At 47.1% G+C, this 23,070-nt stretch carries 23 protein-coding genes, 1 tRNA gene, 1 rRNA gene and 1 riboswitch; of the genes, 9 read left to right on the top strand and 16 right to left on the bottom strand.

The features are described 5' to 3' along the window. Positions 1-40: 40 nt before the first annotated feature. The 5 genes from HP552_RS02850 to HP552_RS02830 all read left to right on the top strand — a co-directional run bounded on the left by HP552_RS02850 (position 41) and on the right by HP552_RS02830 (position 5,055). Positions 41-2,032, top strand: a complete 1,992-nt coding sequence (locus HP552_RS02850; RefSeq protein ID WP_175394149.1) for a M1 family metallopeptidase — start codon at positions 41-43, stop codon at positions 2,030-2,032. 10 nt (positions 2,033-2,042) lie between these two features. Next, positions 2,043-2,885, top strand: a complete 843-nt coding sequence (locus HP552_RS02845; protein WP_175394148.1) for a hypothetical protein — start codon at positions 2,043-2,045, stop codon at positions 2,883-2,885. Positions 2,886-3,145: 260 nt separating this feature from the next. Continuing rightward, a riboswitch (cyclic di-AMP (ydaO/yuaA leader) is annotated at positions 3,146-3,283 on the top strand. A 3-nt stretch (positions 3,284-3,286) separates the two neighbouring features. Then, positions 3,287-3,757, top strand: coding sequence for a C40 family peptidase (locus HP552_RS02840; protein WP_175394147.1), 471 nt, complete (start codon positions 3,287-3,289; stop codon positions 3,755-3,757). Positions 3,758-4,071: 314 nt separating this feature from the next. Continuing rightward, positions 4,072-4,563 (top strand): GNAT family N-acetyltransferase, encoded by a 492-nt coding sequence (locus HP552_RS02835; protein ID WP_175394146.1) that lies wholly within the window; start codon positions 4,072-4,074, stop codon positions 4,561-4,563. A 135-nt stretch (positions 4,564-4,698) separates the two neighbouring features. After that, positions 4,699-5,055, top strand: coding sequence for a c-type cytochrome (locus tag HP552_RS02830; RefSeq protein ID WP_095293462.1), 357 nt, complete (start codon positions 4,699-4,701; stop codon positions 5,053-5,055). Between the two features lie 74 nt (positions 5,056-5,129). On the opposite strand, the gene rbsK is transcribed toward HP552_RS02830, so the two are convergent. The 3 genes from rbsK to HP552_RS02815 form a co-directional block, all read right to left on the bottom strand. Further along, positions 5,130-6,113 carry a ribokinase gene (gene rbsK, locus HP552_RS02825; RefSeq protein WP_175394145.1) on the bottom strand — a complete coding sequence of 328 codons (984 nt, stop codon included), beginning with the start codon at positions 6,111-6,113 and terminating at the stop codon, positions 5,130-5,132. 46 nt (positions 6,114-6,159) lie between these two features. Then, positions 6,160-6,456 (bottom strand): 4a-hydroxytetrahydrobiopterin dehydratase, encoded by a 297-nt coding sequence (locus HP552_RS02820; protein ID WP_175394144.1) that lies wholly within the window; start codon positions 6,454-6,456, stop codon positions 6,160-6,162. Positions 6,457-6,714: 258 nt separating this feature from the next. Next, positions 6,715-7,008 (bottom strand): hypothetical protein, encoded by a 294-nt coding sequence (locus HP552_RS02815; RefSeq protein WP_175394172.1) that lies wholly within the window; start codon positions 7,006-7,008, stop codon positions 6,715-6,717. 235 nt (positions 7,009-7,243) lie between these two features. Here HP552_RS02815 and motA point away from each other — a divergent pair, with 235 nt between their 5' ends. After that, on the top strand, positions 7,244-8,044 hold the full coding sequence (gene motA / locus HP552_RS02810) for a flagellar motor stator protein MotA (RefSeq protein WP_095362317.1): 801 nt from the start codon (positions 7,244-7,246) through the stop codon (positions 8,042-8,044). Next, entirely contained in the window at positions 8,031-8,846 is an 816-nt protein-coding gene (gene motB / locus HP552_RS02805; RefSeq protein ID WP_175394143.1) for a flagellar motor protein MotB, read from the top strand. Before motA ends, motB begins: the two co-directional genes overlap by 14 nt. A 139-nt stretch (positions 8,847-8,985) precedes the next feature. Here the strand turns inward: motB and rluF are convergent, their stop codons facing one another. Then, positions 8,986-9,687 carry a 23S rRNA pseudouridine(2604) synthase RluF gene (rluF, locus tag HP552_RS02800; RefSeq protein WP_175394142.1) on the bottom strand — a complete coding sequence of 234 codons (702 nt, stop codon included), beginning with the start codon at positions 9,685-9,687 and terminating at the stop codon, positions 8,986-8,988. Between the two features lie 18 nt (positions 9,688-9,705). Further along, the gene (locus HP552_RS02795) at positions 9,706-12,045 is read right to left on the bottom strand and encodes an ATP-binding protein (protein WP_175394141.1); all 2,340 of its coding nucleotides are present in this window, start codon (positions 12,043-12,045) and stop codon (positions 9,706-9,708) included. Positions 12,046-12,375: 330 nt separating this feature from the next. Here HP552_RS02795 and tadA point away from each other — a divergent pair, with 330 nt between their 5' ends. Together tadA and HP552_RS02785 are read left to right on the top strand one after the other, a co-directional pair. Beyond that, on the top strand, positions 12,376-12,876 hold the full coding sequence (gene tadA / locus HP552_RS02790; protein WP_175394140.1) for a tRNA adenosine(34) deaminase TadA: 501 nt from the start codon (positions 12,376-12,378) through the stop codon (positions 12,874-12,876). 37 nt (positions 12,877-12,913) lie between these two features. Next, positions 12,914-13,483 carry a GNAT family N-acetyltransferase gene (locus HP552_RS02785; RefSeq protein ID WP_175394139.1) on the top strand — a complete coding sequence of 190 codons (570 nt, stop codon included), beginning with the start codon at positions 12,914-12,916 and terminating at the stop codon, positions 13,481-13,483. 82 nt (positions 13,484-13,565) lie between these two features. Here the strand turns inward: HP552_RS02785 and HP552_RS02780 are convergent, their stop codons facing one another. The 11 genes from HP552_RS02780 to rrf form a co-directional block, all read right to left on the bottom strand. After that, the gene (locus HP552_RS02780) at positions 13,566-14,660 is read right to left on the bottom strand and encodes a hypothetical protein (protein ID WP_175394138.1); all 1,095 of its coding nucleotides are present in this window, start codon (positions 14,658-14,660) and stop codon (positions 13,566-13,568) included. A gap of 269 nt (positions 14,661-14,929) precedes the next feature. Further along, the gene (locus HP552_RS02775; protein ID WP_095293452.1) at positions 14,930-15,082 is read right to left on the bottom strand and encodes a small acid-soluble spore protein P; all 153 of its coding nucleotides are present in this window, start codon (positions 15,080-15,082) and stop codon (positions 14,930-14,932) included. Between the two features lie 22 nt (positions 15,083-15,104). Beyond that, positions 15,105-15,281 carry a hypothetical protein gene (locus HP552_RS02770; RefSeq protein WP_175394137.1) on the bottom strand — a complete coding sequence of 59 codons (177 nt, stop codon included), beginning with the start codon at positions 15,279-15,281 and terminating at the stop codon, positions 15,105-15,107. A 24-nt stretch (positions 15,282-15,305) separates the two neighbouring features. Then, positions 15,306-15,647, bottom strand: a complete 342-nt coding sequence (locus HP552_RS02765) for a hypothetical protein (protein WP_175394136.1) — start codon at positions 15,645-15,647, stop codon at positions 15,306-15,308. A gap of 189 nt (positions 15,648-15,836) precedes the next feature. Further along, positions 15,837-15,925: transfer RNA gene (locus HP552_RS02760), tRNA-Ser, on the bottom strand. Positions 15,926-16,073: 148 nt separating this feature from the next. Then, the gene (gene serS / locus HP552_RS02755) at positions 16,074-17,357 is read right to left on the bottom strand and encodes a serine--tRNA ligase (protein WP_175394135.1); all 1,284 of its coding nucleotides are present in this window, start codon (positions 17,355-17,357) and stop codon (positions 16,074-16,076) included. Positions 17,358-17,634: 277 nt separating this feature from the next. Beyond that, complete coding sequence (gene pdxT, locus HP552_RS02750; RefSeq protein ID WP_175394134.1) at positions 17,635-18,225, bottom strand: pyridoxal 5'-phosphate synthase glutaminase subunit PdxT; 591 nt, start codon at positions 18,223-18,225, stop codon at positions 17,635-17,637. Between the two features lie 17 nt (positions 18,226-18,242). Then, the gene (gene pdxS / locus HP552_RS02745; RefSeq protein ID WP_175394133.1) at positions 18,243-19,124 is read right to left on the bottom strand and encodes a pyridoxal 5'-phosphate synthase lyase subunit PdxS; all 882 of its coding nucleotides are present in this window, start codon (positions 19,122-19,124) and stop codon (positions 18,243-18,245) included. Between the two features lie 245 nt (positions 19,125-19,369). Next, on the bottom strand, positions 19,370-20,758 hold the full coding sequence (locus tag HP552_RS02740) for a D-alanyl-D-alanine carboxypeptidase family protein (RefSeq protein WP_376768938.1): 1,389 nt from the start codon (positions 20,756-20,758) through the stop codon (positions 19,370-19,372). A gap of 415 nt (positions 20,759-21,173) precedes the next feature. Beyond that, positions 21,174-22,631: an IMP dehydrogenase gene (gene guaB, locus HP552_RS02735; protein ID WP_175394132.1), complete on the bottom strand. Its 1,458-nt coding sequence runs from the start codon at positions 22,629-22,631 to the stop codon at positions 21,174-21,176. A 342-nt stretch (positions 22,632-22,973) separates the two neighbouring features. Then, a 5S ribosomal RNA gene (gene rrf, locus HP552_RS02730) occupies positions 22,974-23,070 on the bottom strand; the annotation flags it as partial.

The following is a 23,070-nucleotide window of genomic DNA, read 5'->3' as shown; positions in this document are numbered from 1 at the left end:
ATACATGCTGTAGATGCTTGTCAACGGGAGGTATTTAACGATGATTCCACTACGCGCCAAGAGCTGGCTCACTGCATTCCTCGCCCTGTGTGTATTTACCGGAGGCATATGGATCGCTCTGGGCTACACTCGCTCTACGACATCCGACTTGCCAACGCTCGCCCCGGAATTGGGCAAGCCTCCAGGAAAAGTCCAAACTCCGGCACCTCCAGAAAGCGTACAGACACCAACTGCTGAGGTATTCAGCAACCGCGTGGTGGAATATCACATGGATGTGAAGCTGGTAGACGGTAATGTACTGGAGGGAACGCAGACACTTACCTGGACTCATCCGGGGAAGAAAACAGTCAGCGAACTTTATTTTCACCTGTACCCCAACGCATTTTCTTCTTCCGACACGACATTTATGAAAGAATCTGGCGGAAAACTTCGCGGTGATGTGATGCCAACGGACGGCTACGGCTCCATGAACATTACAGAGATGAAAACGGAGGATGGGCTCTCTCTCCTCCATCGAATGCAGTATGTACAGCCGGATGACGGAAACATGAAAGACAAAACGCTCATTAAAGTCAGGCTGCCCAAACCTGTCAAGGGCGGAGAGAGCATTACACTTCACACCCGATTTGAGGTCAAGCTGCCCAAAATTTTTGCCCGCATGGGAACAGCCGAAGACTTTGTTATGGCAGGACAGTGGTTTCCCAAACTTAGCGTATACGAGCCCGCAGGCACGCGAGGACGTACAGCAGAGGGCTGGAATTTGCACCAGTATCATGGCAACTCCGAGTTTTATGCCGATTTTGGCATCTATAGTGTACGTATTCGGGTACCGGAAACATACAAAGTGGCCGCGACCGGATTTCCAACGAAGCAGGCCGTTGTTAAGAACGGCGAGAAGATCTATCAATTCTATGCTGACGATGTGCACGACTTTGCCTGGGCAGCCTCACCCGATTTTGTCTATGCTGAAGAACCCTTCTCTTCTCCAAACGTTCCCGGTGTACGAATCAAGCTTTATCTGGACCCTGCACACCAGGATCTGAAGGAACGTTACTTCTATGCGGCCAAGGCAGCACTCTCCAATTACAGCAAGTGGTTTGGTCCGTACCCTTATTCTACACTTTCCATTGTGGTTCCCCCAAAAACGGGCAATGGAGCAGGCGGCATGGAGTATCCGACCTTAATTACGGCCTTTGGTGCTGATGACACTACGCCAGGTTACGATCTGGAACGCACGGTTGTACACGAGATCGGACATCAGTACTTCTATGGTATGGTTGCCAGCAATGAATTTGAGGAGGCCTGGCTGGATGAAGGGTTCACCTCTTACGCAGAAGACAAACTGATGGAGCAGGAATACGGACTTATTCCGAACCTTCCGGTTCAATCTGGTTTAATCACTTCTCCCGCCTCACTTACACAGGAATCCTGGAAGTTTGATTCCCAGAATCATTACGCAGCCAATGCCTACACAAGGGGCAAGCTCGTCCTGTTAGGCATCGAACAACAAGTGGGGACAAAAACGATGGAACGCATTCTATCGACTTATGTGAAAAAGTACCGGTTCAAACATCCCACGTCAGCCGATTTTCAAAAGGTCGTGGAACAAGTGACCCGTACGTCCTGGACTGAGTATTTTGATCAATACGTATATGGGGATGGCATGGCTGACTTCGCTGTGGAGAACATCGAGATCAAGCCTGTGGAGAAAGACGGTCAGATGTTGTACGAGTCATCGGTTACATTATTGAAGAAAGGCAGCGACTATGAGAAGGTACCTGTTCGCATTGTTTTTGAAGATGGACACATCATCACCAAGGAGTGGGATGGCAGTAATGGGAGAATCACGTACAAGTTAACTTATAGTTCACCTGTATCCTGGGCAATGACCGACCCGTTATATACCGTTGTGTTGGAGAATCGTCATATGAACAACTTTCTGAAGGCAGGGCTGGATGAACCAACCAAATTCCGCTGGAGCATGAGTGCAACCAAAATTATTGAAGCCATATTCGGAGGTCTGTCATGGTGAGGTGGAGACAGTGAAAGCAAAAATACGTGAGGGTTGGTTTCTCGTCCGTCAGCATATGTTCATTGCGGCACTCTTGTTTCTCTATCAACTGGTATGGGGTTATTTCATCTATAGGATGGTACATTCGGCTGTCGTTCCCTTGCTGCTGCGTTATCCGGACCCTGACGCTGGAGAGCTCAGTACGATTCTATTCAAAATGGAAAGCCAGCTCAGTCTGTCTACACATCCCGAGGTACATCGCTATCTCTGGATAATGGGAGCCATGCTGCTGCTTCGCATGCTGCTCACCCCCCTTATCCAGGCAGGGCTGATCTATTCGTTGCAGCACTTCAATCACACAGAAGAACGTATTCCATTTGTACGGGGGATCAAGGTATTATGGAAACCCATGCTGCTGCTGCACTTCATTAAAACGTTATTATTGCTGCTGCCTGCATACTGGCTTGTCCCCAAGCTGTATGGCATCTTCCTGGATGGGTTCCACTCCCTGCAGCTGCTGCTGCCAGGCATTCCATACGTAGCGGGTTGGATCATTTATGGGTGGTTCATACATCATGCGTTGCTTTATATGCAGTTTGGTGTCTCCGCACCTGATGGACAGGGCGGGGCACGAGGTACATTTCAGGCTCTGCTGCTTGCCCTGCGTCATATCATTTCTGTCACTGGCATTGCAGTGCTTTTGGGAGGACTCCATTTGCTCATCTTCGGTACCTTTACATCCGCTTCCTGGTTTTTAACCGGACTAATCGGGCTTATTCTGCAGCAGACGTACCCGCTTGCCAGATGTTTATTGGACCTGTGGAAAATATGTGCCCATTTCCGTCTGTGGCAGTCCAAGTCTTCCAAAGGTTAAAAAGTGTAATGAACCATTTGAAAATTGTTACCATCTCCATGTAAACTCGTGTCAATGATAACGCTTCACAAAAGCAAACCTCGACCTTTCCCCGTCAAAGGTCGAGGTTTTTTTTGCTAATTTTGCTGTTAAACGTTGCCAAAGCCTTGCTCCTCTGTTACAATAATCGCAGTGAGTTTTTAGTAACAACTTTGTAATCTTTACCTTATGAATTGTAACTACTTAAAATTAAATCGTCATTTCTTGATTTCGCAGGTGCACAACTAGCATAGCCAAATTCCTGGCACCTGGGAAGCGGGGGAACCAGTTATGGGTGAATTGATCTTGCTACAGAGGGATCATAGGGGACCTTCAACCGAATCCTTAAGCTAACCTCGCAGGCGTTGGAAGGGGTATATCTCTTGTTCAAAAAGAAATTAACCGCAGCTGTACTTAGCTTAACATTCGCACTATCACTTGGAGCAGGCAGCGCGTTCGCAGATTCAAAAATGGATAAAGTAATTGATTCAGCAATGGGAACTACATACAAAAGCGGCGGAACAACGCTTAACGGCTTTGACTGCTCTGGATTCACACGGTATGTATTCGAAAAGCTGGGCATTGATTTGGCTCGCCAATCCAGCTCCCAATTCGACATGGGTGACTCGGTATCCCGCATGGACATGAGACCAGGCGACCTGGTATTCTTCAATACATCGGGTAAAGGGGTTTCACACGTAGGCATTTTCGTGGGGGAAGGGAAGTTTGCACACTCCTCGTCTTCCAAAGGGGTTACCATCAGTTCTTTGAGTGAGAACTACTGGGCTAACCGCTATGTTGGCGCTAAACGGATTATGAGCACGGACGCATATGAGTCACTGGCCCTCGACTAGGGACAAGCTGAGCAACATCATACTGTAACGAAGCATAAATCAACCGCCCGGTACATTCTCCGCAGGAATGTATCCGGCGGTTTTTTTGTGCTTGTTCGTCCATGCCCTTATGATGTTTTTACCCATCCTACTATAATATAAACGGAATTACCGGATCTTTTGTTTCATTTTTTTCAATGAACGGAAACTTGCCAAATGCCCTCCTCTTTTGTAGAGTGAACTCATCAGGATTAAATATGGAATGACATATGCAGCAAAACCTTTATGAAATGAATTCAGGTGACCTGCACACCATGAGAGGAGCGTGCAGTGGTATGGATGAAGCTTCTGTAACGTTTCACGTTGTGCCGATGCAAGAAGAGCATGCAGAATTGATCTGCAGCTGGCAGTATGATCCGCCTTATAACATCTATAGCTGGCTGCCCTGGGAACAGATGAAGGCGCTGGAGGTCGAATTCGGTGATGAGCAGCTTCGGAAAGAGCAGTATGCGGTCGTACTCGGAGAGCAGGATCAACTATGCGGATTCGCTCAATACTTTCCGCTCGAAGGCGTGACGCGGATCGGGCTTGGCATGCATCCCGAACAGTGTGGACAAGGCCATGGTACTGCCTTCGTCTCTGCGATCGTGAGGGAAGCCATTCGGCGAAATCCTACCCATGAGATTGATCTTGAAGTGCTCACCTGGAATACGCGGGCCATTCGGGTTTACCTCAAGGCGGGATTTGTCACTCAGGACACATACGAACGACAGACACCGAGCGGTTTAATGCCTTTTTACTGCATGGTTTATGAAGGACCTCGTTAGCATTTTGGCCCGCCATGAACGGATTTTATATCCGGTTATGTGATTAGTTCAAAAAATTACCACAAAATGCTATGATGTCATAACAGGTTCCGTTATAATGATATGGACAGTTTCATTCTGGAGGGGACATAACGGATGCACAAATGGATCATGAGCGGGGTATTTTTTGCAGCATGCGCATTGGCTATTGTATTAATGTTTACGCTTCCAGGGAAAGAGGAAGTGGCTGAAGAAGCGAAACCAACCATGCCGGAAGTGGCAATGGATGCCGGACAGGCTGAAGCACTGGTCAAAGCCAATTGTATCACGTGTCACGGAGATCAGCTTCAAGGTGGCGTAGGACCTGCTCTCGCAAACATCGGCAGCAAGGATGATGTGGAGAAGATCTACTCTACCATTATCAAAGGTAAAGGCGGCATGCCATCCTTCAAGGACAAACTGAAGGACGAGGAAATTGCCAATATTGCGATGTGGCTGGCTGAGAAGAAATAACGATAATTTGGATAAACAGCAAAGAGGCCCCTGCCTTCCCTTTCGGGAAAGTAAGGGCCTCTTTGTCATAGGGTTCAGCCTTTGGCAGCGTGTTCTGCCAAAAAGGCCTCGACTTCACGTGCAGACGGCATCCCGGACTGGGCGCCGAGCTTCGTCACGGATAACGCGGCCGCTCCCATGGCGTAGCCTACTGCCGCGTCCAGTGTTTCTCCGCGCGCGAGGGCGACCGCCAGCGCGCCGTTGAAGCAATCGCCAGCGCCGGTCGTATCGACGGCGCTTACGGCGTAGCCGGGCGCACGGCACGCGCCGGCACGCCCTGCCTGTACGCGGCCGCCTGGCGCCGCCGCGTACACAGCCCCCTCGGGGCCGAGCGTCGTGACGACAGCGGCCCCGAGCGATGCGGCGAGCTCTGCGACCGCCGCATCCACGTCTTCCGGCCGGAGATCATCCCGGCCGGTGAGCACGGCGAGCTCGCTGCGGTTCGGCGTGACCACGTCGACGCACCGCAGGAGCTCCTGGGGCAGACCCGGCACTGCTGGAGCCGGGTTGAGCACCACCAGTGCGCTGCCTTCTGCCGCCAGTTCGGCGGCGCGGGTAACCGCTGGCAGCGGGGTCTCAAGCTGCAGCAGCACCGCTGCGGCTGCAGTCAGGCTTTTTACCGTATCCGCCTCTTCCAGCATCTCCGGCACCACCTGCCCATTCGCACCAGGAATAACGATAATCCGATTATCTCCCTGGGAGAGCCAGATGGAGGCTGTACCGGTAACCGTATCCTCCAATACGCGAACCTGCGAGGCATCTGCCCCACTCTCGGTCAGACTGTGCAGCAGGCGTTCACCAAAAACATCCGAGCCCACCGCCCCAATCATGGTCGTCTGTCCCCCCAGACGTGCAGCAGCCACAGCCTGGTTGGCTCCCTTACCCCCTGCCAGGTAGTGAAGTTCTTCCCCGCTTACGGTTTCTCCCTCCTCTGGAATCGTATCGGTTTTCACCACGAGGTCCATATTGAGACTGCCGACAACCGCGATAAGAGGCTTATTCTGATTCGAGTCTGACATGTACGCTTCACTCATTTCTGGCAGCACAACATTAACCGACTTCCGGTTACGTCGTCCTCATTTTCTCAAACGTTTCGTTAAACTGCTCTGCTTCCTTAATATCTACAGATGTAATTCCACCCTCATCCCACGACGTGAGACGAAGGGTAACCGTTGTATAATCAATTGTAATAAAAGGATGATGATTGAATGCTTCCGAGATCGCGGCGACCTCATCCACGAATGCAATCCCCTTCATGTAGTTGGAAAATACGAACTTGCGGATAATCCACCGTCCCTCTTCCAGTTCCCAGCCTTCCAGCCTTCCCAGATGAGCTTCGACTTCCTCTTGCGTAAAAACCATACGTTATCTTCCTCCCCATAAGATGACACTAGGGTAGTATCTGTCCCCGTTCCTCATGTCATCGAAACCTTGGTGCTACCACAGTAACCCCAACCGTCATAGGTTAACCGCTCTGCGGCCCGCCCGTTTCATGACTATCATCTTACCACGTACACAACTCAAAATCCAATACTGCGAACCGGGTTAGAGCCAATACCCGCAAGGCTTCCAGGAGTTTCCCCTCTCCGTTTCCACGCTAAAACAGCCCTTGATTTCCCACTAGATTAGCGGTACAAATGTCAGTTCTTCTTCTCCAATCAAAATATGAATGCGGTGCTGTTCCTTGTCATGAATAACCACACCACTCCCTACAGGAATGACAGACTGAGTGCCCAGAGCATAGAACAAATCCTCTGCCAGAGCCTCATCCACCTCCAGCTGCTCATTTTCACCCAGGCGGCCCCACTCTTCCTCATCCATTTCAAAGAATACATACCGGTCCGGTATGCGGCCAATCGCCTGTGTCAAATCTGTCAATATTCCTTCATAATCCCGTCCATGCTTTACGCCCATTGGCTTTTTCACTCCTGTTTGGCCCCTAAAGAGCTGATTTGTTCTTATTATACCTGAAAATAACCCTTAAAAAAAAAGGCCTACTGGTCGATAAATACTATACATGACCGTTTTAACTGTTACAGCATTTCTATAAAATGCCAAAGGTTAAACGGATTGCGGCCAAACATTCGTCCGGAAGCCCGAATACAGCCGCTTGAAAGGATTCAATTTTATCTCATGGATGAGGTGTATGATGGAAATTTCAACGATTATCGGACTAGTTTTGGGGCTGGTTTCACTTGTACTCGGGATGTTCCTGAAGGGTGCTCCCCTGATCAATCTGGTTAACAACCCTGCAGCCTACGTTATTATCTTTGTTGGTACAGCAGCAACAATCTTCATGGCATTTCCAATGTCTGAAGTTAAGAAAATCCCCAAGCTTTTCGGGGTATTGTTCAAAAAACAGCAACTGATTGACCGTGTTTCCCTGATCGGCACATTTATGGATTGGGCTTCCACTACCCGTCGTGAAGGTTTGCTGGCACTTGAATCAAAAGTCGAAGAGATTGATGATCAATTCCTTCGCAGCGGTATGCGCATGATTATTGACGGCAACGACCAGGAATTTGTTAGTGATGTTTTGATGGAAGATATCCATGCCACTGAGGAACGTCACCGTGGTGGAGCATTAATCTTCGCACAAGCGGGGATGTACGCACCAACACTCGGGGTTCTCGGGGCCGTTGTAGGTCTGATTGCAGCCCTGGCCGACCTTAGTGATATGGAAAAACTGTCTCACGCTATTGCGGCTGCGTTTATCGCTACACTCCTTGGTATTTTTAGTGGTTACGTGTTGTGGCATCCCATGTCCAACAAGTTGAAGCGGATGTCCAAGAAAGAGATGGAGATCAAGCTGATGATGGTTGAAGGATTGTTATCCATTCAATCCGGAGTATCCACCATTGCCATCAACCAAAAATTATCTGTATTCCTGACACCTTCCGAACGTAGACAGCTGGAAGAGAAGGAGGGATCATCAGGTGAAAAAGGCTAAAAAACATGAGCCGCATGAAGAACATATAGACGAGAGCTGGCTGCTCCCGTATTCTGACTTGATGACACTGCTGCTTGCCCTGTTTATCACCCTGTTCTCCATGAGTTCACTCGATGCAGCCAAGTTTGAGCAGATGGCTTCGGCACTGAGCAGTGCGCTGAACGGTGGCGCAGGTGTACTGGATCATACATCCATGAACCCTACGGAAGCCACTACAGACCTGGGCAAAAACAAACAGGTGCCTGAAGAGATCACCAAAAACAAGTCTCAGATAACCGATGCACAGATGGCTCAAAAAGAGCAGGAAGATCTCGAAAAACTCAAGAAACAACTGGATCAATATATTAGCAAAAACGGGCTTTCCGACCAACTCAACACCAAGCTGAATCAGTCTGAGCTAAAGATCACCATCAGTGATAATGCTCTGTTCTCTTCAGGCCGGGCAGATGTGAAGCCTGAATCACGCTCACTGGCGAAAGCCATATCCAACATGCTGCAGGAATTCCCGGAATATGAGGTGGTTGTATCTGGCCACACTGATAATATTCCCATTTCGAACAGCCAATATAAGGATAACTGGGATCTGAGTGCGGATCGCGCGCTGAACTTCCTTAAAATCCTGTTATTGAACGATGCACTCGATCCTGCGAAATTCACACCTAGCGGTTATGGAGAGTACCACCCGATCGCCAGCAACCAAACCAATGTCGGACGGGCACAGAACCGCCGTGTAGAGGTTTCGATCATCCGGAAGTACCAAAGTAACAATAAGGCTGTCAAAGCAGTCGATCAAGCAAACTAGAAGCTTATACGGTTCCATAGGTCGTTCTTCTCTAGGTTAGAGGAGAGCGACTTTTTTTGTATGCTCCGTTTGTTAAAATAAAAAAAAGCTCTGCCTGCCCTTCAGCAAGGGAGGTAGAGCTTTTTAAGAAAATGAAATCTTACTCCAAAGTGTAGTCCAGCAGACTACCCAATTCCGATTTTTCTGCTGCTGTCAGTTCTCTCCATTTGCCTGAAGCCTGCTCACCAAGATGAATATTCATGATACGAACACGCTTCAGTTTGCGCACCTCATAACCAAATGCACTACACATCCTGCGAATCTGCCGGTTTTTCCCTTCGGTCAGTATAATGCGGAATACCCGCTCGGAGATCCTTGTAACGGTGCAGGGCAGCGTCATTTCACCAAGAATTTTGACACCTGTACTCATACCCTTCAGAAAACTCGGCGTGACCGGACGGTCTACTGTAACAATGTATTCCTTCTCGTGCCGTCCCTCTGCTCTGAGGATCCGATTAACGATATCCCCATCGTTAGTCATCAGAATAAGTCCTTCCGAATCCTTATCCAGTCGACCGATCGGAAAAATGCGCTCCTTGTGGCCTACAAAGTCAACAATATTCCCCTGAATATGCCGTTCGGTTGTGCTCGTTATGCCGACAGGTTTATTCAGTGCAATGTATACATGTTTTCTTTTTTCCTTAATGGGCTGACCATTGATGCGTACATCATCGCCTTCTTCTGCCTGACTGCCCAGTTCAGCGGTTGCACCATTAATGGTCACTTTCCCGCTCTCCACCAATTTGTCCGCTTCACGCCGGGAACAATAACCTGTTTCACTAATAAATTTATTAATACGCAAAAGGTAATCTCACCTCATCTAGTTCTCTTCGTCTGTAGGAGCATGATCCGCCTGATTCTCTACCTCCACGCTCTCTGAAAGCTGTTTGGAAGCAGGAAGGTCAATGATAACGGTCGTGCCCTTGTTCATGACGCTTTTAATATCCATCATGCCCTTATGTGATTGAATGATGCGCTGACTGACCATTAAACCAAGCCCTGTCCCAGACTCCTTGTTGGTAAAGAACGGCTCGCCAAGCTTCGGCATCATCTCTTCCGGAATCCCAATGCCCTCATCCTTAATTTCAATCCGTACCCGGTTCAGCTCCTTGTCATGATGAAGCCGAATCCGAATGCTGCCTCCATCCGGCATGGCTTCCATACCGTTCTTGAGCAGATTAATAAACACCTGCTTCAGCTGATTCTCTTCACAGTGTACCATAGCTGAATCAGGTGACGCACTTAATACAAATTCCACCCCATGCAGATGCGCCTGACTATCCAGCAGGGAGATGACATCGCCAAGAATGAAGCGAATATCCCGTTCCTGGAAGTGAACAGCCTGCGGCTTGGCCAGAATCAGGAACTCTCCTACAATCAGATTGATGCGATCAAGCTCAGACAACATCAAATCGAGATGACGATGATTAAGCTTGTTCGTCTCTTGCTGAAGCTGTAGGAAGCCGCGCAGCGTCGTAAGCGGATTACGGATCTCATGCGCAACACCTGCAGCCAGTTGGCCTACGGTTGTCAGCTTCTCTGAGCGGCGAAGCAGCTCTTCCATACGGTTGCGGCTTGTGATGTCCCTGGATACGCTGATCAGTGCTGTAATTTCGCCCAATTCGTCTCGTACGGGTGCGGTGCTGACACTAACCTCAACCCGTGTGCCATCTTTTTTCATCCAAACGGTTTCATTAGAGGTGATGGACAGCCCTTCGACTAACTGAGCATGCTGTTCCTTCATTTCCTCTTCTGCTTCAGGCGGGATAATCTTCAGCTTGCGGTTTTCAACTTCACGGCTCCGCCAGCCATATAACTGCTCGAACGCCCGGTTTACCCGCAGCACCTTTCCATCAAGATCCGTAATATGAATGGCATCTGCGGTCTGATTAATGATGGATTCCAGATGTTCTTTGACAGCCCTGTTCTCCTCATACATCTGTTTCAGCCGGTTGGTATAGTGACCCAGATTGCGAATCATGGCATTAATCCGATTGGCCAGTTGACCCAGTTCATCCTTCCTTCTCACTTTCAGACGGAAGTCGAAGTGTCCATCGGCCACATCATTGACCTTGCCCAGAATGGACTGAATCGGACGTGTGATGTATCCTGCTAGCAAATAGCTGCCAAAGATGACGATTTCCAGCAGCACCAGTGATATGGATGCATGGCTGACCAATTGTTCGGATACCATGGAGGATATTTGTTTATAGTCCATGACAATACTGATCACATAGGACGCTTCATTTGGAGTAAAAATAGGTATAAAACTTTTTAACACCTTCTGATCATGCGTCTCACTGACAAAAGAAACGTTCTGCCCGGTACGGATGGCCCTCACCACCGCACGGTGGTCTTCATCTGCTGTACCATACTGGTAAGTACCAAAACGAATCGGTCTATTATTCAACTTGCTGTAATTGCTATCCCTTCCATCGTCGCTCATGTTTGGACTGCCAAAGGTCAATGGATTGATACCTGTTATCTCCAAAATGGAAGGATTCACTTCACGAATCTTGGTCAAAATCTCATCCGGACCAGAGATCTTTACATAGCCATCAACTTCAGCATTATTATAGAAGGGATTGATTATGTAGTTCCTCTTCCCATCATGATAATAACCCCAGATATCAATATCCGATGGACTGGATGTAGAGTACTCGAAGCCATCGGACCAAAAATGGTCCAATTTCTGTCCCTCGGTGATGGTAACTTGATGTTTTTCGAACAATTGCTTAAATGCCTGATACCAATACGTCATCTTCTTTGTGGATAAACCGACTTCCCGTGGATCTGAAGAACGGGTTACAACGATATCATCCTCTGTTTGCTCCATGAGAGAGATATGCGATACCCCAACTTTTTTGCTCAAGCGTACGAGTTCTTCATTTGTGATATTATTAATATCCGGGTCCAATTCTTCTGCAGCCATGACTGAAGCAAGCCATAGATTATTTCCAATCTGGCGTTTTACATAATCCAAACTATTTTGATTTTGTTCGACAGAAATTGCAATCTGTTTGGCCGTGAGGACCATTTTAGTTTCGCTGTCCTGTCTAAGATTTTCCTCTGTAGTATAATAACTCAGCGCGATATTCAGAACCAGAATAACAAGCACCGAGCACGACATAATCATGGATAATTTCGTTTTAATAGACAACTTTTTTTGTTCACCTCTCGGCTTGTACCCTCTGGCGATATATGGCAAAACCTATCTCCATCATAACGGTTGTGTGGGGTTTTGAAAAGGATAAATGCCCCTAGTCCAAAAGTTACCGCTTGGCTGAAAAGCGCGAATTTCATTGTTTTTTGTCTTTTCCGTGCCTACAATGAGATTAATCACTAAAATTATACACAAATCCACAGGCTTGTGGATAGTATGTTCATAACTATGTGAGCAACTCGGCAGTTATCCACAGACTTATGCACATCATGTTAACAAACGAATATTTGTTCGCTGAATAAATGCTTTGGAAGGAGCTTCACTGTAATGAACGAACACTCAACTACGCTTGATCTCTCTCATCTTTCGGAGGAATCACAGCACGAATATTGGATGCGGGAAGCGATTGCTGAGGCTTATAAGGCTGAGGCGCTCGGAGAGGTTCCTATTGGAGCTGTAATTGTGCAAAACAATCAGATCATCGGGCGAGGATATAATTTGCGTGAAACCACTCTCGATTCCACAGCTCATGCGGAGATGGTCGCAATTCGCCAGGCGAGCGAAACGATTGGAGCATGGCGTCTGCTTGACTGCAGTCTGTATGTCACACTGGAGCCTTGTCCGATGTGCGCAGGAGCAATCGTACAGTCCCGAGTGCCCCGCGTCATATATGGCACCGCCGATCCCAAGGCAGGATGTGCCGGGACCCTAATGAATCTGCTGCAGGAACCCCGGTTCAACCATCGTACCGAAGTGATCCCTGATGTCCTCCAGCCTGAATGCTCCACCATGCTGACTCAATTTTTCCGTCGTTTACGCAAAAAGTAATATCTATATTCCCACTCTTGAAAGGACGTGCATAACGATGGCCTTGACACTATATGATACCCCGAACGGGATTAGCCTTCGGCTGCTCACGATCGATGATACACAAGCCTACCTTGACTTGATTCAGGTCACCCGCATTCCCTATCAAGCTGTAGAGCCTCTTCGGGATGATGAGTACTATACGCTGAATGCTCAAAGAAGACGGATTGAAGATAGATTAAAAGCGGCAGAAGAAGGAAGCGGTTATCAATTTGGAATTTACACCATTACGGATGACATTCTGATTGGACAAGTTAGTCTAAACAACGTTTCATACGGTGTTGCCAATTATGCCGATATGGGCTACTTTATCCATCCTGACTATCAAGGCGGTGGACGGATGACTGCCGCTGTTAAACTGGCTGTAGGCTATGCCTTCCGTGCCCTGAAGCTGAACCGTGTTCAGGCAGCCATCCTGCCCTCCAACACCGGTTCCATGCGTGTGCTGGAGAAGAACGGCTTTCAAGCGGAAGGAATCGCTCGTAAATATTTGAAAATTAACGGAAGCTATCAGGATCACCGGATTTATGCTGTCCTTGCTGAGGACTTATCTGAATTACTGCAATGACAGCTTTACACGTTAAAACAACAAAAAGCCGCTCGACTTAACGTCGAAGCGGCTTTTTTCTCACTCATTATTAACGGTGAACTTAGTATCCGTAGGAAGCATTCATCAGTTCCTCGAACTCTTCCATAGTAATCACGTTTTCACCTGTAGGGATATTGATTTTGAAAGCTGCCTTCTCATTGATTTTCGTGTAAGTGTTGGAACCGGTGAAGGCCAACTTCACTTCATCTTTGGTATCTACTGGTTTGATCAGCAGATCAGCAGCAATCTTTTGATACACTGGGAAGTCTTGCTTATCCAATGCGAAATCGATGTTGAACTTGTTGATTGTCAAAATGTCTTTCAACTGATCCAGATCCTTCGACATTTCAGCCTGATCCGCTTCAGTGATATTCAGATCCTCTTTGGCTTGATCAATATCAGCCTGATCCATTTGCAGCATATCGCGATATTCTTCCTTGGACAAGATATCCAGCACTTTAGGCATTGCTTTAGTCACCAGTACAGTAATTGCTTCTTTTACGTTGTCATTGTTAACAGAGAACTGTACGACCTGTTTGGCATCTACACCTTCTGGAAGCTGCGCATCCTTAACATCTACGTTTTTGAAGAATTTATCCTGGTCATATTCACTCAGAACAGCGTCCATAACTTCGTTACTCAGCTTTTGTGTTTTGGCTGCGTCCATAGCGTCAGGATTCCATTCGGTACCCTCTTGCTCAGCCAGTTCTTTCAGATCAAGCTCCAGGAATTTGCCAACCACTGTCTCCGGAATTGGGAAGAACGGAATGCTCGGTACTTTCACATAAAGCTTCTCTGCTGTCATCACCATAGGAATGGTGAATGTCATACCCATATCACCCTTGAGCTCAAGGCTAACTGTCATTTCTGTTTGCATTGGCTCGCTTTGGTAAACGCCCGTTACGTTAAATTGGGCATCCTTCAGCATGCTCATAAACTGTGTCATTGTTGGATCTTGTTGTGACTCGTCTGCAGGTTTATAGCTCAATTCATTAATTGTAAAATTGGAACTCATCTCATACGAAGTCAGTTTAGAAGCATTGGCTGCGGCCGTCTTCAGTGCCTCTTTTGGTTCTTGTTTGCTGCTACATGCTGTCAATGCCAAGGATACGGTTAACAGCAACGTAAGAAGCAGCGCCCCCATACGTTTAGTCATTTGTTTCTCTCCTCTCGTGATAACCCCAAAAAAGTAATTCAACATCAATGATATACCATTTATTCTGAAACGGAAACACGATTTGGGAAATTTGTGATCTTTCCACTCTAAAATGGCTACAAAGACCTATGTTAGCTTTACATATCCTCAACCACTGGTCTCTACCTATGTATGAATACGCAAAAACCCCCTGTTAGGTAACAGGGGGGTTTTGTATAGAAGAAGAAATATATGTTTCTCAAACTTTAAGTGACACCTTGTTCATTCTCTTATCCTTGAGGGTTGTTATGATCCACATGATTCTGATTTTTGACTTTTTTGGATCCGGACAACGGTTCCTGTCCAGATGAATGCTTTTCCGGGCGCCGATGTTGTTCAGCAGCTTGAACTTCAGGTACTGGTATCGCTTTGGGTTTGCTCATGCAGTTACCCCCTCTTCATGTATTAGGAATGGGATGGATCCATATCTTCCGTTTTGTCATGATTCAGCGAATCCTGATGACGACGATCATTTGTATCCTGCTGAATCTGCTGCGCATGATGGCTATTTACGGCCGGCTGTTCCAGATCAGCGACAACATTCTGCAAGTTTTTATCAATCCCGGCTTTGCCTTTGCTCACTCCGATTCACTCCTTCAATTCGGTCTATGGTCTTGTCTTGGACTGCAACGACTGGGCACATTCATGAATATGCCGTGTATAATCTTGAGCCAGTTCCTGAATGGGTTCTGTACGCTCATCTGTCGTTTGTCCATCCCGTTCCACATCAATCAGCTGTACACTGACCTCACGGGAGTCCACATAAGCACATTTGAAATCGAATGAGTACATTTGGTGCCCTGCAGTCGCGATATGAATCCGAATTGCCTTCTGATCAGCTTCATCTGCCATCACCTGAGCCTGATCCCCGACATTCAGGACTTCAGGCAAACGTTCCTGCCACGCGCCTACAAGCTCTGTCTGATCTATGTTTAACTCGCGGTTCATCTAACCACCTCCACTCCTATAAAATGCGGCGAAAAAGATGTTTTTATACATTCGAAGGAGCTCAAATAGCTGAGTATAGATATCATAACTGATCCATTCTCATCGTATGTACTCTCGCTGCAGGTCAGAAAATGCAGACGCAAAAAAGGACCCGAGCTTAACGCTCGAATCCTTGTTATAAGTGTAGTATGGCGGAGAGGGTGGGATTCGAACCCACGTGGGCTTGCACCCTAACGGTTTTCAAGACCGCCCCGTTATGACCGCTTCGGTACCTCTCCAGAAATTGAAGTTTTATAAACTTGCCACGAAATAGATCATACCACATTCTCAGAGTAAAAAGCAAGCCTTTCTACAAAATAACCCGTCATCAAATGAATGACGGGCTGATTTGTTTTATTCTAAGGATAGAACCGTACTCTTCTTATGTTAAGAACGACGTGCAATTACACTGATTCCGCCCATGTATGGACGCAGCGCTTCCGGAATAACTACCGTTCCGTCTTCCTGTTGATAATTCTCCAAAATGGCAGCTACTGTGCGTCCAACTGCCAATCCAGATCCGTTCAGCGTATGAACAAACTCAGGTTTAGCTTTTGGCTCTCTGCGGAAACGAATGTTGGCACGGCGTGCCTGGAAATCCTCACAGTTCGAGCAGGAAGAGATTTCACGATATGTATTGCTCTCTGGCAACCATACCTCAAGATCGTAGGTTTTGGCAGAAGTAAAGCCCATATCTGCTGTGCACAGCGTAAGAACGCGGTACGGCAGTTCCAGCAGCTGAAGCACACGCTCTGCATTTTGCGTCATTTTCTCCAATTCCTCGTAAGAAGTCTCGGGGGAAGACAGTTTGAGCAGCTCAACCTTGTTGAATTGGTGCTGACGGATCAATCCGCGTGTATCACGTCCAGCCGAACCGGCCTCGGAGCGGAAACATGAGCTGTATGCCACAAAGTGCTTAGGCAGATCTTCTGCATTCAGAATCTCTTCGCGATGGTAGTTCGTTACCGGAACTTCTGCCGTAGGAATCAGGTAATATTCAGTGTCCTTCAGCTTGAATAGATCCTCTTCGAACTTCGGCAATTGACCTGTTCCGAAAAGACTGTCACGGTTAACGATGTATGGAGGCAAAATCTCCTCGTATCCATGCTGATCACTGTGCAGATCCATCATGAAGTTAATCAGGGCACGCTCCAGACGTGCACCAAGCCCTTTATAGAACGTAAAACGGGAACCCGTTACTTTGGCAGCAGCTTCAAAATCAAGGATATCGAGATCCTGCGCGATTTCCCAGTGTGCTTTTGGAGTAAAAGCAAATGACTTGGGTTCTGACCAGCGGCGAATCTCCACATTATCGTCCTCAGAAGCACCAACAGGTACACTCTCATTCGGGATGTTAGGGATTGCCATAGTTAAATCGTTAATCTTTGCTTCCAAATCACGGACTTCTTCGTCCATTGCTTTGATCCGATCGGATACTTCACGCATCTCAACAATCAATTCGTCTGCATTCTCACGATTCTTTTTAAGCTTGGCCACTTCACCCGATACCGTATTCCGGCGATTCTTCAGCGTTTCACTCTCTTGCAGCAATTCCCGACGCTTCGCATCCATCTCGGAAAATCCAGCAATGAGGTCGAGTGACTTACCCCGATTCGTTAACGCTTCTTCCACACGTGCATATTCATTCCGCAATATCTTCACATCTAGCATGACATATTCCTCCTAAATAACCACACAAAAACCATACAAATAAGCCTAAACCTACACACAGTCTTTGTGGAGTCCCGTATAACTTAATCTTAATCAAATTCTAAAATAAAAAAACAACCTATAGAACCCCGGTGACACCCTACGCTGCGATTCCCGCTTTGGAAGCAGATACGGGCAACATCAGGCATCCGACCAGATACAGCTCCCCATGCAGCCTTACAGGCTGCATGGGGAGTGATCCAATTTTACCGGGATATCATAGGTTGTATATCATACACTATTGGTTCTGGGCCGACTGCTTATACGTTTGGGCCATGTCAACGAAATAAGCATGCAGGCGATAATCATCGGTCAATTCAGGATGATAAGAGCAGGCTAGCAAGTGTCCTTGACGCGCAGTAACAATTTCACCTTTGTAAGTGGAAAGTACTTCAACCTTTTCCCCGACACTCTCGATCAAAGGCGCACGGATAAACACCGCTCTTACTGTTTCCTCAATCCCTTTGACAGGCAGATCCGTTTCAAAACTTTCTCTCTGGCGGCCAAATGCATTTCTGGATACCGTCATATCCATCAATTCCAAATGGGCCTCTTCCTGTCCCGTAATACGTTCAGCCATTACAATCAGGCCCGCACAGGTACCAAACACCGGTTTCCCCCTTGCAGCGAAGTCCCGAATGGCTTCCATAAACCCATATTTACGCATCAATTTGCCGATCGTGGTGCTTTCACCGCCAGGAAGGATCAGGCCGTCCAGCTCATCCAACTGTGCAACCTGTTTTATAGCCAGTCCCTCTGCTCCTGCCCGTTCAACACTGCGAATATGTTCGGTAACTGCACCCTGAAGTGCTAAAACACCAATCTTCATCTGCAATTCCCCTTCTCTTACCAGCCGCGATCCTGCATACGTTCAGAAGCCGTAAGTTTGGAGATTTCGATACCTTTCATCGGTGTTCCAATGTTTTTGGACACTTCAGCAATCAGTTTGTAATCTGTGTAATGCGTCGTCGCTTCCACGATAGCACGTGCAAATTTCTCAGGGCTGTCCGATTTAAAGATCCCTGAGCCTACAAATACGCCATCTGCACCCAAGTGCATCATCAGGGCCGCATCTGCAGGAGTGGCTACTCCGCCTGCTGCAAAGTTCACGACAGGCAGTTTTCCATTTTCATGTACATCAAGGAGCAGCTCATAAGCAACGCCAAGGTTTTTAGCTTCCGCATACAGCTCGTCCTTGGACATGTTGGTTACTTTACGAATCTGGCTGTTGATAAAACGCATGTGACGTACTGCTTCTACGATATTTCCCGTTCCCGGTTCACCTTTGGTACGAATCATGGAAGCTCCTTCACCGATCCGGCGCAATGCTTCTCCCAAGTCTTTGGCACCACATACAAATGGTACAGTGAATTCGTGCTTATCGATATGGAATACTTCATCCGCTGGAGTCAGTACTTCACTCTCATCCAAATAGTCGACACCGAGTGATTCAAGCACTTTTGCTTCAACATAATGACCAATCCGTGCTTTTGCCATTACCGGAATCGATACAACTTTCATCACTTCTTCAACAATTGTCGGATCAGCCATACGAGCTACTCCGCCTGCTGCACGAATATCAGAAGGAACACGTTCCAAAGCCATAACAGCTGTTGCACCTGCTGCTTCAGCGATTTTAGCTTGCTCGGCATTCATGACGTCCATGATGACGCCGCCTTTTTGCATTTCAGCCATACCTCTTTTAACGCGTGATGTTCCTGTTTCCATATTCCATGCCCCCCGTAATGTATGTGCCGTTCCTTCCCTTATATAAAGCGAATAATCCGCTGTAATGGGTAGAAGAACATTAGACTTTTCAACTGATTCATACGTAGAATTCTAACTTGATATTTTACCGGAAAATTTGTAAATATACAATGCATTCAGTCGGAATTAATTGCATATTGTCTGTTGTAAGCGATACAAATAGCAAAACACTGTATTTCTATGCCGAAATACTAAACTATAGACGATTAGAACAGGTTTTTAATGCCATCAAACAGATCAACGAAGAAATCCTTGACGGCACGGAAGAACAGACGGAACCAGCCGCCTTTTTCAGCCTCTTCTGCGGTAATCAGGTTTACTGTTTTCTCTTGAGGCTCCATGCCATCGGCCTTATAGGTATAAGTAACCGTTCCGACTTTTGTTCCTGCTTTAATTGGAGCAACCAGCTTGTCTGCTTCTGTAACGTTGGCTTTGAAAGTGACATCCAGGTTTTCAGTGCCTTTGGGAACAACAAAGCTTACCGCATTATCGGTTACGACAGGCACATTCGTTTCTTTACCTTTTTTCAGAGGGACAGTTTCCCAGCCAGTCACTTTGGTTTTGCCAGCGACCGCTTGCTTCACTTCGAAGTTGTTATAACCATAATCCAAAACTTTCTTCGTTTCTCTGAAACGTGCCGGCTCTGAATCGGTACCCATGACCACACTGATCAAACGCATGCCATCACGCTCAGCTGTACCAGTAAAGTTATTTCCTGCATTCGTGGTATGGCCTGTTTTCATCCCGTCCAGACCTTCATAGGCATAGCTTTTGAAATTGGTTATATTTTTATTCGCTTCCAACATCCAGTTGTAGTTGATAATTGGATCTTTATCATTGGGACGGAATTTGTAAGATTGTATAGTTGTAAAATCTTTGTAGTCCGGGTGATCCTGAATGATGTATCTGCACAGAATCGCTGCGTCCAATGCTGACATGACCGTTTCTTTATCTTCGGCTGGACGGAAGTCCGCAGGCATATCAGCACGATCCAGACCTGAGGAGTTTATGAAGTATGTATCCTTCATCCCCATCCGTTTCGCCTCTTCATTCATCATTTTGACAAAGTCTTCCTCAGACCCAGCCACATGTTCAGCCAAAGCTACCGTAGCATCGTTTGCCGATCCTACAGCCATCGCAATATACAGTTCTTTAACTGTATGCTGATCGCCTTCTGCCAGGAAAATACGTGAACCTATGCTCTCTGCAGCATTTCTTTTGACTGTGACTACATCATCCCAGCTTAATTTTCCTTGTTTCACCTGCTCAGCGACAATATACTCGGTCATCATCTTCGTCATGCTGGCAGGCGGCATGGCTTTATCTGCATTCACATTGAGCAAAATCTGGCCTGTTGAAGCCTCCATCAGCACCGCAGATCTAACTTCAAGTCCAAGTGAATCGACAGAAGGGACTTGCACTGCTTTCTCTGCCTTCGTCGTTGTTGCCGCAGCTGTCAGTACCTGACCTGAATCATTCGCCGCAGCCATAACTGGCATTACTGCAGACATGCACAGCATATTTACCAGCATAACCGAGGCTACGCTTTTTTTGAGCATTTGGCGTTTCTTTTTATTCATTTGTTTGGCTTTCAATGATGAATACTCCCTTCGTTCCGAAGCATAACTTAATGCCCCAGTGCAGCTAGAGCTGCGATTTTCTTGATCCCTAACGGGTGTAGAAGATGTTGTGAGATGTGTCATTTATGCGCTGTATCGAAAGAGCAATATCATTGCTCCAGAAATTCATTATCGATTGTCACTTAGTTAGCATTACGTGAATGCTTATGTAAAAGGACGTCCGCGCTTCTTTACCGCTGGGCAGCCTTTTGTTCCCAACATACCATATAAAGCAATATTCATAGATTCACGTCAAAAAGCCGCCGCAACGCCCTAATCCGTTAAAGGATCGTCACCGCTTTTTCTATTCTATCACAGGGGTATCCGCAAAAAAAGACAGACCCGGCGAAAATCGCCAAGCCTGCCCTGGGAATAATTAACTCTCTTCGGATTACAACGAGTAGTTAGGTGCTTCTTTAGTAATTTGTACATCATGCGGATGACTTTCGCGAAGTCCCGCACCTGTAATACGGATAAAGCCTGTATCGTTGCGAAGCTGCTCAAGGTTACTTGTTCCGCAATAACCCATACCCGAGCGCAGGCCACCGATCAGTTGGTGAATGGTATCAGACAATGGACCTTTGTAAGCTACACGGCCCTCGATGCCCTCCGGAACCAGTTTCTTGTCATCATCCTGGAAGTAACGATCTTTACTGCCTTGTTTCATCGCAGCCATTGAACCCATACCGCGGTACACTTTATAGCTTCGTCCTTGGAAGATTTCAGTTTCTCCCGGGCTTTCTGCGGTACCTGCAAACAGGCTTCCCAGCATAACTGCATGTGCTCCTGCAGCCAGTGCCTTAGTAATTTCACCTGAGTATTTGATCCCGCCATCGGCGATGATCGGAACTCCGTATTCACGTGCTACCGTCGCACAATCGTAAACAGCAGTGACTTGAGGTACACCTATACCCGCAATAACGCGCGTTGTACAAATGGAACCTGGACCAATACCGACTTTGACAACAGATGCGCCGGCCTCGATCAGATCGCGAGTAGCATCACCCGTAGCAACGTTACCTGCAATGATAGTCAAATTCGGGAAACGCTCCCGTAGTTGACGAACCGCTTCAATGATGTTGATGTGGTGTCCATGAGCCGAGTCAACGGTGATCAGGTCTACACCAGCTTGTACGAGTGCATCCGCACGTTCAAATGTATCCTTGGAGATACCAATTGCTGCACCAACCAACAGGCGCCCCTGAGCATCTTTGGCTGCATTAGGGAATTGGATGGCTTTTTCAATATCTTTAATCGTGATGAGGCCTTTCAGCGTGTTGGACTCATCCACTAATGGAAGTTTCTCAATTTTGTGCTTTTGGAGAATCCCTTCTGCTTCTTGCAGGGTTGTACCTACAGGAGCAGTAACCAGATTTTCGCGAGTCATGACTTCACTGATTTTAATACCGTAGTCATGGATAAAACGCAAATCTCGGTTTGTCAAAATACCAACGAGCTTCTGATCACCTTCAACAATCGGTACACCGGAGATCCGGTATTTTGCCATAACTTCTTCTGCATCGGATACCAGGTGCTCAGCAGTCAGTGAGAACGGATTGGTAATAACACCACTCTCCGAGCGTTTAACCCGGTCCACTTCTTCTGCCTGCTGCTCAACAGACATATTTTTGTGGATGATACCAATACCACCTTCACGGGCAATGGCAATAGCCAATGTTGCTTCAGTAACGGTATCCATACCCGCACTGATCAAAGGAATATTCAGCTTTACGCTATCGCTCAAACGAACAGATACATCCACTTCTTTTGGCAGTGTCTCGGATTTCCGTGGCACCAGCAATACATCGTCAAAGGTTAAACCTTCCTTACCAAACTTATCTTCCCACACGCAGGTGTTCCTCCTTATGTTTGCTCAGCTTTACGGTCCAAAACCCGAAGATCTCAGGCAGTATTTATGCCGAAAATACGTTTTCTGAAAAATTTATTATTGCCATCTTAGCAAAGCGATATTTAGACTGTCAAGGAAAAGTCCCTGGTTATATCAGGTGTACTGTCTCATGCATACAACTGTATCTCTTGTGCGGACAAGCATCGAATATAATAAAAACACCATGCTCTTTAAAATGGTGTTTACTCTAAAAACTTCTATAATTTTGTTTCAACGAACTTCCACAAATTAGCGCCTGAACAAATAAAAACCACCACCGAATTACATCGGCAGTGGTTCTTTGCTTGGCAACGTCCTACTCTCCCAGGACCCTTCGGTCCAAGTACCATCGGCGCTAGAGGGCTTAACGGTCGTGTTCGGGATGGGTACGTGTGGAACC

This window comes from Paenibacillus xylanilyticus (assembly GCF_013359935.1).
GTDB lineage: Bacteria > Bacillota > Bacilli > Paenibacillales > Paenibacillaceae > Paenibacillus > Paenibacillus xylanilyticus.
Note: the sequence above shows the minus strand (reverse complement) of the source record. Positions and strands in the feature narration are given on the sequence as shown.

Excerpts from the sequence above, each read along its gene's own strand:
- motA (WP_095362317.1), top strand. The coding sequence starts at position 7,244 with ATGGAAATTTCAACGATTATCGGACTAGTTTTGGGGCTGGTTTCACTT.
- HP552_RS02830 (WP_095293462.1), top strand. The coding sequence starts at position 4,699 with ATGCACAAATGGATCATGAGCGGGGTATTTTTTGCAGCATGCGCATTG.
- serS (WP_175394135.1), bottom strand. The coding sequence starts at position 17,357 with ATGCTAGATGTGAAGATATTGCGGAATGAATATGCACGTGTGGAAGAA.
- HP552_RS02815 (WP_175394172.1), bottom strand. The coding sequence starts at position 7,008 with ATGGGCGTAAAGCATGGACGGGATTATGAAGGAATATTGACAGATTTG.
- pdxS (WP_175394133.1), bottom strand. The coding sequence starts at position 19,124 with ATGGAAACAGGAACATCACGCGTTAAAAGAGGTATGGCTGAAATGCAA.
- HP552_RS02775 (WP_095293452.1), bottom strand. The coding sequence starts at position 15,082 with ATGAGCAAACCCAAAGCGATACCAGTACCTGAAGTTCAAGCTGCTGAA.
- HP552_RS02785 (WP_175394139.1), top strand. The coding sequence starts at position 12,914 with ATGGCCTTGACACTATATGATACCCCGAACGGGATTAGCCTTCGGCTG.
- HP552_RS02820 (WP_175394144.1), bottom strand. The coding sequence starts at position 6,456 with ATGGTTTTTACGCAAGAGGAAGTCGAAGCTCATCTGGGAAGGCTGGAA.
- HP552_RS02835 (WP_175394146.1), top strand. The coding sequence starts at position 4,072 with ATGGATGAAGCTTCTGTAACGTTTCACGTTGTGCCGATGCAAGAAGAG.
- tadA (WP_175394140.1), top strand. The coding sequence starts at position 12,376 with ATGAACGAACACTCAACTACGCTTGATCTCTCTCATCTTTCGGAGGAA.
- HP552_RS02780 (WP_175394138.1), bottom strand. The coding sequence starts at position 14,660 with ATGACTAAACGTATGGGGGCGCTGCTTCTTACGTTGCTGTTAACCGTA.
- rbsK (WP_175394145.1), bottom strand. The coding sequence starts at position 6,113 with ATGTCAGACTCGAATCAGAATAAGCCTCTTATCGCGGTTGTCGGCAGT.
- pdxT (WP_175394134.1), bottom strand. The coding sequence starts at position 18,225 with ATGAAGATTGGTGTTTTAGCACTTCAGGGTGCAGTTACCGAACATATT.
- HP552_RS02765 (WP_175394136.1), bottom strand. The coding sequence starts at position 15,647 with ATGAACCGCGAGTTAAACATAGATCAGACAGAGCTTGTAGGCGCGTGG.
- HP552_RS02850 (WP_175394149.1), top strand. The coding sequence starts at position 41 with ATGATTCCACTACGCGCCAAGAGCTGGCTCACTGCATTCCTCGCCCTG.